At 70.1% G+C, this 15,113-nt stretch carries 13 protein-coding genes; 8 read left to right on the top strand and 5 right to left on the bottom strand.

The features are described 5' to 3' along the window. Nucleotides 1–21: 21 nt before the first annotated feature. Nucleotides 22–1,305 (bottom strand): aspartate aminotransferase family protein, encoded by a 1,284-nt coding sequence (locus CVV72_RS28160; protein WP_219146596.1) that lies wholly within the window; start codon nt 1,303–1,305, stop codon nt 22–24. Between the two features lie 133 nt (nt 1,306–1,438). On the opposite strand from CVV72_RS28160, the gene serS reads away from it, so the two are divergent. Continuing rightward, entirely contained in the window at nt 1,439–2,707 is a 1,269-nt protein-coding gene (gene serS, locus CVV72_RS28155) for a serine--tRNA ligase (RefSeq protein WP_219146593.1), read from the top strand. A 27-nt stretch (nt 2,708–2,734) separates the two neighbouring features. Next, nucleotides 2,735–3,727 (top strand): DUF3558 family protein, encoded by a 993-nt coding sequence (locus CVV72_RS28150; protein ID WP_219146591.1) that lies wholly within the window; start codon nt 2,735–2,737, stop codon nt 3,725–3,727. Here CVV72_RS28150 and lhgO read toward each other — a convergent pair. Then, nucleotides 3,724–4,971 carry an L-2-hydroxyglutarate oxidase gene (gene lhgO, locus CVV72_RS28145; RefSeq protein ID WP_370641821.1) on the bottom strand — a complete coding sequence of 416 codons (1,248 nt, stop codon included), beginning with the start codon at nt 4,969–4,971 and terminating at the stop codon, nt 3,724–3,726. The two genes, CVV72_RS28150 and lhgO, sit on opposite strands and share 4 nt — an antisense overlap. 14 nt (nt 4,972–4,985) lie before the next feature. On the opposite strand from lhgO, the gene CVV72_RS28140 reads away from it, so the two are divergent. Continuing rightward, nucleotides 4,986–5,582: a TetR/AcrR family transcriptional regulator gene (locus CVV72_RS28140; RefSeq protein ID WP_219146587.1), complete on the top strand. Its 597-nt coding sequence runs from the start codon at nt 4,986–4,988 to the stop codon at nt 5,580–5,582. After that, nucleotides 5,579–6,067 carry a nuclear transport factor 2 family protein gene (locus CVV72_RS28135; RefSeq protein ID WP_219146584.1) on the top strand — a complete coding sequence of 163 codons (489 nt, stop codon included), beginning with the start codon at nt 5,579–5,581 and terminating at the stop codon, nt 6,065–6,067. The genes CVV72_RS28140 and CVV72_RS28135 overlap by 4 nt, the downstream gene beginning before the upstream one ends. Before the next feature lie 62 nt (nt 6,068–6,129). On the opposite strand, the gene CVV72_RS28130 is transcribed toward CVV72_RS28135, so the two are convergent. Both CVV72_RS28130 and CVV72_RS28125 read right to left on the bottom strand, forming a co-directional pair. Continuing rightward, nucleotides 6,130–7,671 (bottom strand): MFS transporter, encoded by a 1,542-nt coding sequence (locus CVV72_RS28130; RefSeq protein WP_219146582.1) that lies wholly within the window; start codon nt 7,669–7,671, stop codon nt 6,130–6,132. After that, complete coding sequence (locus tag CVV72_RS28125; RefSeq protein WP_219146580.1) at nt 7,668–8,759, bottom strand: C45 family peptidase; 1,092 nt, start codon at nt 8,757–8,759, stop codon at nt 7,668–7,670. The genes CVV72_RS28130 and CVV72_RS28125 overlap by 4 nt, the downstream gene beginning before the upstream one ends. Before the next feature lie 132 nt (nt 8,760–8,891). Between CVV72_RS28125 and CVV72_RS28120 the strand changes: the two genes are divergently transcribed. Beyond that, nucleotides 8,892–9,110: a hypothetical protein gene (locus tag CVV72_RS28120; protein ID WP_219146578.1), complete on the top strand. Its 219-nt coding sequence runs from the start codon at nt 8,892–8,894 to the stop codon at nt 9,108–9,110. Then, complete coding sequence (locus CVV72_RS28115) at nt 9,107–9,775, top strand: hypothetical protein (RefSeq protein WP_219146576.1); 669 nt, start codon at nt 9,107–9,109, stop codon at nt 9,773–9,775. Before CVV72_RS28120 ends, CVV72_RS28115 begins: the two co-directional genes overlap by 4 nt. Here the strand turns inward: CVV72_RS28115 and CVV72_RS28110 are convergent. After that, nucleotides 9,772–12,933: a BTAD domain-containing putative transcriptional regulator gene (locus CVV72_RS28110; RefSeq protein ID WP_219146574.1), complete on the bottom strand. Its 3,162-nt coding sequence runs from the start codon at nt 12,931–12,933 to the stop codon at nt 9,772–9,774. The genes CVV72_RS28115 and CVV72_RS28110 overlap by 4 nt on opposite strands. 104 nt (nt 12,934–13,037) lie before the next feature. Between CVV72_RS28110 and CVV72_RS28105 the strand changes: the two genes are divergently transcribed. Continuing rightward, a complete protein-coding gene (locus CVV72_RS28105) occupies nt 13,038–14,168 on the top strand; it encodes a DegT/DnrJ/EryC1/StrS aminotransferase family protein (RefSeq protein ID WP_219146572.1) in 1,131 nt (376 codons plus the stop codon). Between the two features lie 7 nt (nt 14,169–14,175). Next, nucleotides 14,176–15,105, top strand: coding sequence for an NAD-dependent epimerase/dehydratase family protein (locus CVV72_RS28100; protein WP_219146570.1), 930 nt, complete (start codon nt 14,176–14,178; stop codon nt 15,103–15,105). The last annotated feature ends 8 nt before the right edge of the window (nt 15,106–15,113 follow it).

Raw genomic sequence — 15,113 nt, 5'->3', positions numbered from 1 at the left:
TCCTTACCACTCACGAGTCCGTCAGGAGATGGCGCCCAGTGCGTCGGTGATGATCCCGAGCCCCTCGGCGGCCTCGTCGGCGGTGAGCGTCATCGGCGGCGCGATCCGCAGCACGTTGCCGTGCAGCCCGCCCTTGCCGATCAGCAGCCCCCGCGCCTTGGTCTCCTCCATCATGCGCGCCGCGGCCCCCGGGTTCGGCGTCATCCCGCCCGGCTCGACCAGTTCGACGCCGATCATCAGGCCTTTGCCGCGCACGTCCCCGATCAGCGGGTGCCCCGTCGCGCGCAGGCCGCCGAGCAGTTCGTTGCCGCGGGCGAGCGCGTTGGCCTGCAGGTCGTGGTCGGCGATGTGGTCGAGTACGGCGGCCGCGCCCGCCATCGCGACCGGGTTGCCGCCGAAGGTCGAGATCGAGTTCGCGGTGAGGCAGTCGACGAGGTCGCCGCGCGCCACGAGGCCGCCGATCGCGAGACCGTTGCCGAGACCCTTCGCGAAGGTCATCGCGTCGGGGACGACGTCGTGCGCCTGGATCCCCCAGTAGTGTTCCCCGGTCCGTCCCCAGCCGGTCTGGACCTCGTCCGAGATGAAGAGGATCCCGTACTGGTCGAGGACTTCCTTCATCGCCTTGAACAGGCCGTCCGGCGGGGAACTGAAGCCGCCGACGCCCTGGATCGGCTCGGCGATCATGCACGCGACGTCGCCCGACGTTCCCGTCTCCAGGACGTCGACCAGGTCCGCGACGCACGCGTCGATGTACTCCGTGTCCGAAAGCGCCCGGAACGGGCTGCGGTACCGGTAACCGCCGTGCACGTAGCTCACCTTCACCGGGCTGAGTGACGACGCCGACCAGCCGCGGTTGCCGGTGATGCCGACCGTCGCGAACGACCGGCCGTGGTACGAGTTCCGCATCGCCAGCACCTGGTTGCTGCGCCGGTACTGGGTGGCGAGCATGAGCGCGGTGTCGTTGGCCTCGGTCCCGGAGTTGGTGAAGAACACCTTCGCGTCGGGGATCCCGGAGAGCTTCGCGATGCGTTCGGCCAGTTCGACCTGCGAGCGGATCAGGTACAGCGTTGACGTGTGCAGGATGCCGGTGTCGAGCTGCTTGCGCACGGCGTCGCTGATCGCCGAGACGTCGTAGCCCATCGAGTTCGTCAGGATGCCGGCGAAGAAGTCGAGGTAGGTGCGCCCGGTCGAGTCGATGACCCGGCGGTCCTGCGCGTGCACGATCTCGATCGGCTCGTCGTAGTAGAGCGCCAGCCACGACGGCAGTACCGCCTTGTGCCGCGCCAGCAGGTCCGCATCGGTCATCGGGTTTCTCCGTCCGCAGCAGGGAGATCTCAGTATGGGGACGGCCCGAAACGGGCGGCAACGATCAGACTGTCGGGTTATCCGCGTGGACCCGCACATTTTGTGCGGCTCGCACGGACTACTCTCAGCACTCGTGATTGACCCCAGGACTCTGCGCGATGACCCGGACGTCGTGCGCGCTTCGCAGCGCGCCCGTGGCGAGGACGAAGGAGTGGTCGACAAGCTGCTCTCCCTCGACTCCCGCCGCCGGTCGTCCATCGCCGCCGCCGACAAGCTGCGCGCCGAGCAGAAGTCGCTGGGCAAGCTCATCCCCAAGGCACAGGGCGACGAGCGGGCCGAGCTGCTCGCCAAGGCGAAGGACCTCGCCGCCCAGGTCAAGACGGCCGAGGTCGAGCAGACCGAGGCGTCGGAGGAGTTCGAGCAGCTGCACCGCCTGGTGCCGAACCTCGTCCACCCCGAGGCGCCCGAAGGCGGCGAGGACGACTATGTCGTGCTCAAGCACGTCGGCGAGCCGAAGAAATTCGACTTCGAGCCGAAGGACCACCTCGAACTCTGCGAGGGCCTCGGCGCCCTCGACATGGAGCGTGGCGCGAAGGTCTCGGGCTCGCGGTTCTACTTCCTCACCGGCATCGGCGCCCAGCTGCAGCTCGGCCTGCTGAACATGGCGATCGCGCAGGCGACCGCGAACGGCTTCACCCCGATGATCACCCCGACCCTGGTGCGGCCGGAGATCATGGCGGGTACCGGTTTCCTCGGCGCGCACTCGTCGGAGGTCTACCGGCTGCGCGACGACGACCTGTACCTCGTCGGCACGTCCGAGGTCCCGCTCGCCGGCTACCACGCCGACGAGATCCTCGACCTCGGCAACGGCCCGAAGCGGTACGCCGGCTGGTCGTCCTGCTACCGCCGCGAGGCCGGTTCGTACGGCAAGGACACCCGCGGCATCATCCGCGTCCACCAGTTCGACAAGGTCGAGATGTTCGTCTACACGCGTCCCGAGGACGCCGAGGCCGAGCACGCGCGCCTGCTGGACTGGGAAGAGCAGATGCTCGCCAAGATCGAGGTGCCGTACCGGGTGATCGACACCGCCACCGGTGACCTCGGCACCTCCGCGTACCGGAAGTTCGACTGCGAGGCGTGGGTGCCGTCGCAGAAGACCTACCGCGAGCTGACCTCGACGTCGAACTGCACGACCTTCCAGGCCCGCCGCCTCGGCATCCGTTACCGCGACGACGACGGCCGCCCGCAGACCGTCGCCACGCTGAACGGCACGCTGGCCACCACCAGGTGGATCGTCGCGATCCTGGAGAACCACCAGCTCGAAGACGGTTCCGTCCGGGTTCCGGAGGCGCTCCGCCCCTTCCTCGGCGGAACCGAGGTGCTCACGCCGACATCCAAGTAGCGGTCGGCGGTGAGGGAAAGAGGACGCATGCGGTTTCGGAATTCGCTCGCGCTCGGGCTGGCGGTGCTGACGCTCGGCGGCTGCACGTCGGTCGTCGGCGGTACTGCCTCGCCGGTGCCGGGACAGGGGCCCGTCATCACGAAGGCCGAGCCGTGCAAGCTGCTCACGCAGGAGCAGGCGGCAGCCATCGGTGTCACCTTTCCCGGCAAGGAACGTCCGGCGGACAAGGTGCAGAAGGTCCCCGGGACCTGCCGGTACCCGGAGCTGGAGGACGCGCCCGACGGGGTCACGCTCGAGGTGTCGCAGAGCTTCGACCTCCCGCTGGTCGAGTACGTCAACGGCGCTCTTCCCGGGGAGAAGTTCGGCATCGGCGGGTTCACCTGGACCCGCTACGCGTCCATCTTCGGCCCGAGCCACTGTTCGCTGATGACCGAACTCGATCCGAAGACCTTCGTCGAGATCACGAGCGAGGCCCCCGGCGAAGACGTCACCAAGGCCTGTGACCTGGCGAAGGCCGCGGCTCCCGCGGTCGCGTCCCACCTCCCCGGCGGACAGCCGAGCCCGCCGCTCACCGCGCCCCCCGGCCAGAAGCCGATCGAGCCCTCCGGCCCGCTCATGACCGTCGATCCGTGCTCGCTGCTCAAGCCGGAGCAGGTGACGCCGTTCAACCTCCAGGCCGCGCGGCCGATGAACGGTTCGTCGAGGGACCCGAAGAACGGCTGCCAGTGGGACGACAACGACGGCGACAAGGGCAAGAAGGCCCTCGACCTGTGGATCTACACGGCGACGAAACTCGAGGACGTCCCCGGTCTCGACGGCACGCCGGTCGAGCAGATGGTGGCGGGCAAGAAGTGGTTCGTCTATTCGAGCCCGGACAGCCCGATCTGCGTCGCGATGCTCCCGGTCACGGAGACCTCCTCGGTCAAGGTCGACACCGGTGACCTCAGCGACAACGCCAAGGCCTGCGAAATCCCGCAGGCCGTGATGCCGCTGGTGACCGGGAACATGCCCGCCTTCTAGGCCAGTTCGTCGGCGATGTGCTTCGCGATCTCCAGCGCGCTGGTCGCCGCCGGTGAGGGCGCGTTGAGGACGTGCACCTGGTCGCGTGCGGTCTCGATCAGGAAGTCGTCGACGAGCGCGCCGTCCGGGCGCAGCGCCTGCGCGCGGACGCCGGAGCCGTGCCGCACGATGTCGTCCTCGGTGACGGCGGGGACGAGCCGAGCGAGGCTTGCGGCGAAGCGGCGGCGCGAGAACGACCGGCGGACCTCGTCGAGCCCGGTCGGGTACGCGTACTTGCGCGCGAGCCGCCAGACGCCGGGGAAGCGGGCGACCTCGGCGAGATCCTTCGCCGAGATGTCGCGCCAGGTGTAGCCCTCGCGGCGAAGCGCGAGCACGGCGTTGGGGCCGGCGTGCACACTGCCGTCGAGCATGCGGGTCAGGTGCACGCCGAGGAACGGCAGCGACGCGTCCGGGACCGGGTAGATCAGGCCGCGCACCAGATGGCGGCGTTCCGGTTTCAGCTCGTAGTACTCGCCGCGGAACGGCACGATCCGCGCGCTCGGGGTCAGCCCGGCGAGCCGCGCGACGCGGTCGGCGTGCAGGCCCGCGCAGTTGACGAGGGCGTCCGCGTGGATCACGTCGTCACCGGTCGCCACCTCGACGCCGCCGGTGCGGCCCTGGCGGATCCCCAGTGCGGGCGTGCCGAGCCGCAAATCGGCGTCGGATTCGTCGAGCAGCCGCACCAGTGCGGTGCAGACGGCGGGGAAGTCGATGATGCCGGTGGACTCCACGCGCAGCGCGGCGACGCACGAGACCTCGGGCTCGTACTCGCGGGCCTCGCTCGGGGTGATCAGCTTCGCCGGGACGCCGTTCGCCTCGGCGCGTTCGGCGAGCACCTTCAGCGCCGGAAGCTCCGCTTCGGAGGTGGCGACGACGAGTTTGCCGCAGACCTCCACCGGCACCCCGTACTGCCGGGCGAAGTCCACGATGGACCGGTTGCCCGCGCTCGCCATCCTGGCCTTGAACGACCCGGGTTTGTAGTAGAGCCCCGCGTGGACGACGTTCGAGTTGTGCCCGGTCTGGTGGGCCGCCCAGTGGTCCTCCTTCTCGAGCACCGTGACGTCCAGACCACGTTTGGTCAGCTCCCAGGCGGTGGCGAGACCGACGATCCCGCCTCCGATGACTACGACTGTGCGCACGATCGACCAGGTTACCCGGAGTGCTACCTGACAGCTGTCAGGTTCGGTGGTACCGTACCTAACCAATGTCAGGTAAGCGCTTGAGCAGGGAAGAACGCCGGGAGCGGATCCTCGCCGCGGCGGCGCGGGTGTTCGCCGCGTCCGGCTACGACGCGGCCGGGATGCGCGAGGTCGCGACGGCCGCCGGTATCAGCACACCCGTGCTCTACGACCACTTCCCGTCCAAGGCCGCGCTGTACGCCGGGCTCCTGGAGTCCGAAGTGGACAGCCTGCTGGCAGGCTGGGCGGAGCTGCCGCCGTCGGACACCGCCGAGGGATTGCTGCGTGGCCGGGTGGCGGCGATCTTCGCCTGGATGGAGACGAACGAACGCGGCTGGCGGATGATCTTCGCCGAGACGCCGTCCGACGAGGCGGTCGCCGAGGTGCACCGGCGCGGGCAGGACAGGGCCACGGGGCAGCTGACCGAGGTGTTCGCCCGTGTCCCCGGTCTGGCGCTGACCGCGGACCTGCCGCGCGACCGCGCGAACGAGGCGCTCGCCGAAGCGGCGAAGAGCGCACTGAACGCCATCGCCACCTGGTGGTGGAGCAACCGCGACATCCCGCGGGAGCAGGTCGTCGCGCTCACAGCGGACCTGTTGTGGCGTGGGCTGGGGAACCTGATCCAGGAGGACATATGAGCATCGAAACCGCCGAGCGGTACCGCCGCGCTCTCGAAACCCGAGACGTCGAACTCGCGCTGAGCGCCTTCGCGCCGGACGCTGTCGTGCGGTCACCGTTGACGAGCCGCGTCCGGTTCACCGGGCACGCGGAACTCCGGCCGTTGCTGGAGGTCGCGTACTCGCATCTGCGCGACGTCCGGTTCCACACCGACACCGGCGACGAGGCGACGCGGGTCGTCGTCTACACCGCGCGTATCGGCGGCGAGGAGATCGAAGAGGCGGCGGTACTGAAACTCGGCGAAGACGGGCTCATCGCCGAAGTGACGCTGTTCGTCCGGCCCCTGCCGGGGCTCGTCGCGCTCATGGACGCCTTCGGCCCGGACATCGCGCGCCGCAACGGCCGCACGTTCGCGGCCCGGCTGCTCGCGGTGGCCGCGAAACCCTTGCTGGCCATGGTCCGGTCCGGCGACAAACGCGCCGTGCCGTTGGCCGGCCCGCGCTGACGATCGCGCGTGAAGGCCCCCTTCCCTCGGGTCAGCCGAGGCAAGGGGGCCTTCACGCGCGATCAGGACACAGCCACCGGGGCGGGCACCGGAGCAGGTTCCGCGTCGGGGTCTTCGAGGACCTTCGGCACCCCTCGCAAGGTGAACAGCACGCTGACCGCCAGCAACGCCATCAATCCCGCCGAGCACACCATCGTCACCTGTAACCCGTCGACGAACGCCGACTTCGCACTGGCCAGAACCAGCGCGCCTTGTTCCGGTGGGAGTTGCGCCGCGACCTGGACGGCGCCGCCCAGGGTGTCCGAAATCGCTTCGGGTGGCACACCCGGCGGGACGACGAGTTCGTTCCGGTACAGCGCACCGAGCGCACTGCCGAGGACGGCGATCCCGAGCGCCCCACCGAGCTCGGTCGCCGTCTCGGAGATCGCCGACGCCGCGCCCGCCCTGGCCTTCGGCACGACGCCGAGCACCGTGTCCGTCGCGACGGTGAGGATCAGCGCCAGGCCGACCCCGAAGACGATCATCGCGGCGAGCAGGTCCGTGTAGACGATCGTCACGGCGACGCCCGAGTACAACGCGAAGCCGACCGCCGACAGGGCACAGCCGAGCGCGATCGTGGCGGCGCGGCCGAAGGCCTTGATCCCCAGTGGGGCGAGCACACCGCCGAGGATCGCGCCGCCCATCCCGGGCAGCCCGGCGAGCCCGGCCTTCAGCGGCGACCAGCCCGCCACCAGCTGCAGGTACTGCGCGAACATCAGCGACACCGCGAGCTGCGCGAACATCGCCAGGATCGTGGTGCCGACGGTCGCCGAGAACGCCCGCTGGGCGAACAGCTTCAGGTCCATCAGCGGTTCGGCCAGCCGCGGCTGCCGCAGGACGAACGCCAGCAGGCAGCCGAGGCCGAGCACGGCGGCGACCCCGACGTCCCAGTGTCCCCAGCCCTTGTACGCGACTTCCTTGATCGTGTAGACGATCCCGACCATGCCGACGAGGGAGAGCAGCACGCTGGGCACGTCGATGCGATGGGCCACCGGGTTCTTCGATTCGGGCAGGATCAGCGCGCCCGCGATCACCATGACCACCACCACCGGCACGTTGACCAGGAACACCGATCCCCACCAGAAGTGGTCGAGCAGGACCCCGCCGACGAGCGGTCCCATGCCGAAACCGAGGATCGTCAGCCCGCTCGAAATCCCGATCACGGCCGCGCGTTCCTTGCCGGTGAACACGTTCCGCAGGATCGACAGCGTCGACGGCATCAGTGTCGCGGCGGCGATCCCGAGCAACGCGCGGGCGGCGATCAGGAGTTCCGCCGTCGGCGCGTACGCCGTGATCACCGAAGCGACACCGAACAGCGACGCCCCGATCAGCAGCAGCTTCTTCCGCCCGACCCGGTCGCCGATGTTCCCCATCGTGATCAGCAGCCCGGCGAGCGCGAAACCGTACGCGTCGGCGATCCACAGCAGTTCCGTCGTCGATGGGTGCATCTGCTCCGAAAGCGACGGCAGCACCAGGTGCAGCACGGTCAGGTCGATCGCGATCAGCAGCTGCGCCAGCACGCAGACCGCGACGGTGCCGATCTTGCGGCCCTTGCCGATGGTCACCGTGAAACGCCGAACGTGAGTTCCGGCGTGTGCCGCGCGGTACCGTTCTCGCCGTCACCCAGGTAGAACCGCGTGCTCAGCGTCCGGGACGACGGGTCGAGGACGCTGCGCCACAACGTCCGCCACGGCGCGCCGGGCTCGACGGCGAAGGACACCGCGTCGAGCGCGTCGCGCGGCCCGGCGTCCGCTTCCTTGGTGACGGTGCGAAGCCGCTCGTAGGTGCGCATGGTCTCCGGGGTGTCCTCGGGCAGCGCGTCGAGATCGGGATGACGGTGCAGCAGGTGGTTCGTGACGCACAACGGCCCGTCGGCCACCTCGACGAAGTACTCGACGTCGTGCGCTCCGCGTTCGTACACGAAGCCGCGGCCGGAGGCGTCGGCGACGATGTAGTGGCAGGGCGCGCCGTGCGCGTACTGCTTGGCGAGCATCAGCGCTTCCTTGGCCTCGTCGACGGTTTCGCAGGTGTCCAGCAGATACCGGCACACCTGCAGTACCGACAGGCCCGCCTGCGGACCGTGCTCCAGCGGCATGGCCGTCTCGACCTCGGCCATCAGCAGCGCGACGACGAGTCCCGCTTCGTTGACCCCCTCCGTTCCACCGTCCATTGTGGACATCGTGAGGGCCGTCGAGGCGATGCCGTCGTCGGGGATCGTCGTCAGGACGTAGGGCCGTGACGCCATCGGCACGGTCCCGTCGTCGACCGGCTCCTCACCGGCCAGCGCCGCACCCAGCTGAGTCCAGCTCATGGTGAAGAAGTCGTAGTTGCGGCCGAGTTCGGTCCCCGTCCAGAGCGCCGAACAACCCGATCCAGGGGGCAAGGCACTCGCGTCGTCGAAGGAGACCGCCGCGTCGGCGGCGAACCCGTGCGCCTCGGCGAACCCGGCCGTGCGCGCCGCGTACTGGGGCCAGTTCCGGGCGAACCAGCTACGCCGCGCCTTGGCCACGATCGGATCGAGCGACGGCGGCGACCAGGCCGAGCGCGCCTTCACCTCGGCGCCGAGGGCATGGCCGATTTCGGCCTGGGAGCCGCGCAGCGTCAGATGCCGCACGGCGAGGAAGTCTTCGGGAGAACCGGCTACGTAGGTCATGCCCCGGAGGGTGTCCGCCGCCGCTGACCGTTCACGCACCAAGGGCTGACGAACGTGCCGGTGGCTGTCATCGGAATGTCATGTGCCCCGGGCGAAAGTGGTCCCACCAGGCAACGACAAGCGAGGGAAACCATGCTCAGCAACAAGGTGTACATCATCGGCGGGGCCGTCCTCAGCGTCCTCTTCGTCGCGCTCGCGATGGTCGAGTTCTCCACCGGCTACCCCGACGACGGCCTGCAGGACCTGCTCTACGCCGCCGTGAGCGCCGGCGCCGGCGTGCTGCTGTACGTCCTCGACCGCCGTCAGCGTGAGCGCCGCGCGGCGGCCGAAGCGCAGCGTGACGCCCGATGAGGAACATCGACGGCGGCTTCCTCGCCGCGCCGGACCAGGCCGCCCTCCAACGCCGCGAGCAGGACGTGCGCAAAGGCAAGCTCGCGCTGATGCTGACCGTCGCCGGCGGGTTCGTCGCGCTGGTCGCCGGCTACAACGTCTTCGCGGACTTCTCACCGGTTTCGCTGGTGGTGACGATGCTCGGGCTGGCCGCCGCGGTCGGCGGCGGGGTACTCACCAGATACCTGGTGCGCGCCGTGCGGTTCCGCGTGCACAAGCCGAACGCGGGCCTGGTCGGCGGAGCGAAACTGACCGGGCTCCTGGTGGCCTTCTTCGGGATCGCCGCCCTGCTCGGTTCGATCGAGGCGCCCGGTGCGCTGCGTATCGTCCTGATCGCCGGCGGCGTCGGCACCATCGCCTACGTGAAGTCGCTGCACGACCAGCAGTGGGTGCTCTTCGAACTGGACGCGGTGGGCGTCCGGATCGAGCGGACGGTCGTGCCGTGGCGTGACGTCACCCGGCTCACCCTCGACCCGGTCGGTCCCGGGATGACCCGCCTGGGCGCGGTCCCGATCAACGCCGCACCGCTGTACGTCGCGGTCCAGGACACCGAACTCGACCAGCGGTTCCTCGCCGAGGCCGTCGGCCGCTTCGCGCCGCAGGGCACGCAGCTGACCCACGCCTAGGGCAGCTGAGCGGTGTCCCGCAGGCCGAGTCCGCGACGGTAGGCCCGGTCGAAGTCGTCACCGAGCCGTTCCCGCACGGTCGTCCTGAGCAGGGCGGCGTCCAGATCGACGGCGAACGGGGTGCCCCGGATGGTCACCGCCGCGCCGATCAGGACCGCCGCCCGCTCGGCGTCGCCCCGGATCAGCGCGACCCCGGCGAGACCCTCGACGGCGCAGGCCATGGTGATGCTGTCGTGCCAGCGGTCCGCCGACACCAGCGCCAGCCGGTGCAGTTCCTCGGCCCCGTCGACGTCCCCCTCGGCGGCAAGGACCCAGCCGAGGGAGATCTTCGCGCCGGCCCGCACCCCTTCGGCCGCGAACGAACCACCGGGACACTCCGCGAGAGCGCGTTCGCTCAGCGCGCGGGCCGCCGCCAGATCGCCCTCGTGCCGGGCGAGGAGCGACAGCCCCACGTACCCGGCCGCCCGGCTTTCGGGCATCCCGGCGCGGCGCGCGATCTCGATGGCGAGTTCGAAATCCGCACGCGCGCCCGCCGCGTCGCCGTGGAGCAGTTTGCTGCCGCCGCGTCGGCACAGCAGGTCGGCGTTGTCGTCGGACGCGCCGAGTTCCCGCATCAGCCGCAAGGCCTCGTTCATCGTTTCGAGCGCTTCGGCCTGCCGGTTCGTCCAGATCAGGATCTGCGACAGATGGTCGAGGGCCATGGAAAGGCCCCAGCGTTCCCCGAGCGAGCGGAACGCCTGCGCCCCCTCGCGCAGAAATTCCTCCGCCGTGCCGAGGTCGCCCTGCATCAGCGCGCGGAGGCCGTAACCGGTCGGCGCGAGGGCGAGGCTCCAGGCGTCGCTGTTCGCCAGCAGCACCCGGCTGCGTTCGATCAGCGCGTCGTCGTCACCTGGCGGTCCGGTCACGACACCCATCAACAGCAGTAGCGCCGGGTTCCGGGGCGCCTTGACGAGGCTCAGCATGAGGCCGTCCACGAGCGGCAGGTGCCGGTCGAGCGCCTCGTGGCCCCGCAGCCCCGCGGCGGCGGTGAGCACGCAGAGCTGGTACTCCTCTTCGAGCCCGTCCGGCGCCCGCTCCCCGAGCCGTTTGACCACTTCCAAGCACAGCGTCGAGCCCTCGAAGCGGCGGCCGCGCATCCACCAGTACGTCACCAGCGAAGCCGAAAGCCTCAGCGCGATCCGCACGTCGGAGTCGGCGGCCCAGCGCAACGCGGCCAGGAGATCGTCGTAGGCGGCATCGAGCCGATCGAGCCAGACCAGTTGCTCGCCGGTGCGCAGCAGCGGATCCGCTTTTTCGGCCAGTGCGAGGAAATGCTCGGCGTGCGCGCGCCGCAAGTGTTCGGTTTCGCCCGCTTCGGCGAGTTTTCCGGCGAAGAACGCGCGGATGGTTTCGAGCATCCGATACCGGTTCCCGGTGCGCTCGACGAGCGATCTGTCCACAAGGGACGGAAGCAGCTCCGCGATGTCCGGCACGGCGCAGACCGCTTCGGCGTCGGCCAGGGTCGTGCCGCCCGCGAAGACGGTCAGCCGCCTGGCGAGCAGGCGTTCGTCCTCGTCGAGCAGATCCCAGCTCCACTCGACGACGGCGCGCAGGGTGCGGTGACGGCTCTCGGCGACCCGGCTGCCCCGCGAAAGCAGGCCGAACCGGTCGTCGCCCTCGAGGTGCGCTTTCCCACCGAGAGGCCATGAACCCAGCCGGGCGGCGATCTCGCCGACCGGCAGGGTCCGCACCCGCGCGGCGGCGAGTTCGATGGCCAGCGGCAGCCCGTCGAGCGCGGCGCAGACCCGCTGGACGTCGCCCGCGGTGTCTTCGTCGACCGTGAAACCCGGATCGCCCGCTCGCGCGCGGTCGGCGAACAGGCGGACGGCGGCGAATTCCAGCGACCGCGCGGGCGGCGTGCCCGGCGGCGGCACGGCGAGCCGCGGCACAGGGGAGACCACCTCCCCGGTGATACCCAGCGGTTCGCGGCTGGTGGCGAGCACCCGCAGCGCGGGCGCCGCGCCGAGCAGCCGGGCGGCCAGTTTCGCGGCGCCCTCGACCAGGTGCTCGCAATTGTCGAGCACCAGCAGGACCGCGCGGTCGGCCAGCGCGTCGATCAGCCGCTCCAGCGGCGCGTTCTCCACCGGGGCGGTGACCGTTCCGAGCGGGACCGTTCGCAGGCCGAGCGCGGTCAGCACGGCGTGGGCGACATCCGCGTCCTCGGTGTACGGAGCGAGCTCGACGAAGACCGCGGGGAGGTCCACGGCGGCCGCCGTCTCGATGGCCAGCCGAGTCTTGCCTGCCCCGCCCGGTCCGGTCAGCGTCACCAGCCGCGAACTCTCCAGCCTGCCGAGCAGGTGCCGGAGATCGCCTTCACGGCCGATGAAGCTGGTGAGCTGCGCGGGCAACGCCGTGGTCTCGATGGGCGCTGTCTTGACCGGCGGCGTCTCACCGCGGAGCACGGCCAGATGCGCGGCGGCGAGATCGGGGCCGGGGTCGGCGCCGAGTTCGTCGGCCAGTACCCGGCGGGCTTCCTCGAACGCGGTGAGCGCGTCGGCCTGCCGTCCCGCGGCGTGCAACGCGCGAATCAGCAGCGCGCGGAGCCGTTCCCGCAAGGGCTGCTCGTCGACGACCTCGCGAAGCTGGGCGAGGACTCCTTCGTGTCTTCCCAGCTTCAACTCGGCCTCGGCGCGGTCTTCGATCGCCGACGTCTTCAGCTCGTTCAGCCTGGCGACCTGTGGATCCCGGAACGGCGCGTCGGTGATGTCCGCGAAGGCCGGGCCACGCCAGAGCGCGAGAGCGTCGCGAAGCAGTTCCGCCGCCTTCGCGGCATCTCCCGCCGTGAGAGCGCGTCGTCCCTCGGTGGCGAGCCGCTCGAACCGGTGCACGTCGACGTCGTCGGGATCCACGACGAGCCGATAGCCCGCCGGGCTGAACTCGACGGGCGCGAGTTCCTTCAGCGCGCCGCGTAGCCGCGAGACCTGGGATTGCAGCGCGTTCGCCACGCCTTCGGGTGGCTGCTCGCCATAGAGGCCGTCGATGAGCCGCTCCGCCGGGACGATCCGGCCCGCCTCCAGCGCGAGCAACGCGAGCAACGTCCGCACCCTGGGCCCGCCGATCGGGACGGCGGCGCCGTCGTCGCGGCGCACCTCCGTCGCCCCCAGCACGCCGAATCGCATGGGCTAAAGAGTAGGGCGTCGCTGACCTGGGCGGATCCAGCCCGCCCGAACTACGCCGATCGGCGTCTATACACTTCGCCGGGTCCCCACGCAATGGGAGAGGTATGTCTGAGCAGGAACCCGTGGTCCTCGGTCAGCCGACCGTCGGCGACGAAGAACTCGCCGCCGTGGCGGAGGTCTTCCGATCCGGCTGGCTGGCCGGTGCCGGCCCCTCGTGCCGTCGTTTCGAGGAACGCTTCGCGAAGACCGTCGGCACCGCGCACGCCTTGACCACCAGCAACTGTGGCTCGGCACTCTTCCTCGGGTTGCGTGTGCTCGGCGTGAAGCCGGGCGACGAGGTCATCGTCGGCGACTACACGTTCCCCGCCACCGGCCACGCCGTGCTCCAGGCCGGCGCGACCCCGGTGTTCGCGGACGTCCGACCCGACGTCTGGAGCGCCGACCCGGCGTCGATCGAAGCCCTGATCACCCCGCGCACGGTCGGCATCCTCGCCGTCGACGTCGCCGGGCAGCCCGGTGACTTCGACGAGTACCGCGCCATCGCCGACAAGCACGGCCTGTGGCTGTTCGAGGACGCCGCCTGCGCCGCGGGCGCGACGTACAAGAGCCGCCCGGCGGGCAGCCTCGCCGACCTGGCCGCGTTCTCCTTCCACGGCCGCAAGGGCATCACCGCGGGCGAGGGTGGCGCGCTGGTCTCGGACCGCGAAGACCTCATCGCGCACGCGCGCAAGCTGCACACCTACGGCATCGAGCCCGCCATCACCCGCGAGGGTTCCGGCGCGCTCCCGATCCCGGAGTTCCACGAGCTGGGTTACAACTTCCGGCTCTCGGACGTGCAGGCCGCGATCATGAACGTGCAGCTGGACCGGCTCCCGGACCTGCTCTCGGCCCGCCGTTCGGTGGCCAAGCGCTACCACGAGGCGTTCGAGAACCTGCCCGGTCTCGACGTACCGGTGGAACTGCCGGACCGCGAGCACCCGTGGCAGGCCTACATCCTCACCGTGGCCCCGGAGATCGACCGCGACGCGCTCGCGCTGCGGATCCGCGAACAGGGCGTGCAGTGCAACTTCGGCACCTACGCCTCGCACCTCCAGCCCATCTACGGCAAGAAGCAGACCTTGCCGGTATCGGCGGACCTCTTCGCCCGTCATCTCGCCGTCCCGATGCACGCCAACCTCACCGATGCCCAGGTCGACCGGGTCATCGGGACCGTCAGCGCCGCACTGCCGAGCTAGGAGAGAAATGCCCGACAAGAAGGTCTTCTTCACCGGGGGCGGCGGTTTCATCGCCGCGCACGTCATCCCGATGCTGATCGAGGGCGGTTACACCGTCCGCGTCTTCGACAACATGACCCGCGGCGACCGCGCCCGGATCAACGAGTTCGTCGCCACGGGCAAGGTCGAGCTGGTCGAGAAGGACGTCCGCTACGGCGGCGCCGTGCGCGAGGCCATGCGCGGCTGCACGCACGTCATCCACTTCGCCACCGTGTCGATCAACAAGTCGGTCGCGGACCCGCACGAGTCCATCGACATCAACATGGTCGGCAACCACAACGTCTTCGCCGCCGCGGCGGACGAGGGTGTCGAGCGGGTGGTGTTCGCCTCGACCGCGTCCGTCTACGGCGACCCGAAGCGGCTGCCGATGCACGAGGACGACGAGCTCAAGCCGCTCACGCCCTACTGCATCTCGAAGCGCGCGGGCGAGGACATGCTCGGCTTCTACGAGCGCACCAAGGGCCTGTCCTGGAACGCGTTGCGGTTCTTCAACGTGTACGGCCCCGGCCAGAAGATCGAGGCCTACTACACGTCGGTGATCAACCACTTCATCCAGCGCCTGCGCGCCGGCCAGCCGCCGGTCATCGACGGCCGCGGTGACCAGTCGATGGACTTCGTGCACGTCACGGACCTGGCTCGCGCCGTCGTCGCGGCGCTCGAGTCGGAGCAGGCGAACCTGCCGATCAACATCGGCACCGGGATCGACACCTCCATCGCGACGCTGGCGCGGATCCTCATCGACGCCGTCGGCGTCGACGTCGAGCCGCAGTTCAACGAGCGAGAGGTGCTGGTCTCGCGCCGCGCCGCGGACATCACCCGTGCCCGTGAGGTCCTCGGCTGGGAGCCGAAGATCACCGTGGAAGAGGGCATGCGCGAACTGGTGAAGGCTTCGGAGTGAGTTCCGTC

It is taken from the genome of Amycolatopsis sp. TNS106, assembly GCF_019330265.1.
GTDB lineage: Bacteria > Actinomycetota > Actinomycetes > Mycobacteriales > Pseudonocardiaceae > Amycolatopsis > Amycolatopsis lurida.
This window is presented reverse-complemented; position numbering and strand designations above follow the sequence as displayed.

Excerpts from the sequence above, each read along its gene's own strand:
- CVV72_RS28160 (WP_219146596.1), bottom strand. The coding sequence starts at position 1,305 with ATGACCGATGCGGACCTGCTGGCGCGGCACAAGGCGGTACTGCCGTCG.
- CVV72_RS28150 (WP_219146591.1), top strand. The coding sequence starts at position 2,735 with ATGCGGTTTCGGAATTCGCTCGCGCTCGGGCTGGCGGTGCTGACGCTC.
- CVV72_RS28135 (WP_219146584.1), top strand. The coding sequence starts at position 5,579 with ATGAGCATCGAAACCGCCGAGCGGTACCGCCGCGCTCTCGAAACCCGA.
- CVV72_RS28125 (WP_219146580.1), bottom strand. The coding sequence starts at position 8,759 with ATGACCTACGTAGCCGGTTCTCCCGAAGACTTCCTCGCCGTGCGGCAT.
- CVV72_RS28120 (WP_219146578.1), top strand. The coding sequence starts at position 8,892 with ATGCTCAGCAACAAGGTGTACATCATCGGCGGGGCCGTCCTCAGCGTC.
- CVV72_RS28115 (WP_219146576.1), top strand. The coding sequence starts at position 9,107 with ATGAGGAACATCGACGGCGGCTTCCTCGCCGCGCCGGACCAGGCCGCC.
- CVV72_RS28110 (WP_219146574.1), bottom strand. The coding sequence starts at position 12,933 with ATGCGATTCGGCGTGCTGGGGGCGACGGAGGTGCGCCGCGACGACGGC.
- CVV72_RS28105 (WP_219146572.1), top strand. The coding sequence starts at position 13,038 with ATGTCTGAGCAGGAACCCGTGGTCCTCGGTCAGCCGACCGTCGGCGAC.
- CVV72_RS28100 (WP_219146570.1), top strand. The coding sequence starts at position 14,176 with ATGCCCGACAAGAAGGTCTTCTTCACCGGGGGCGGCGGTTTCATCGCC.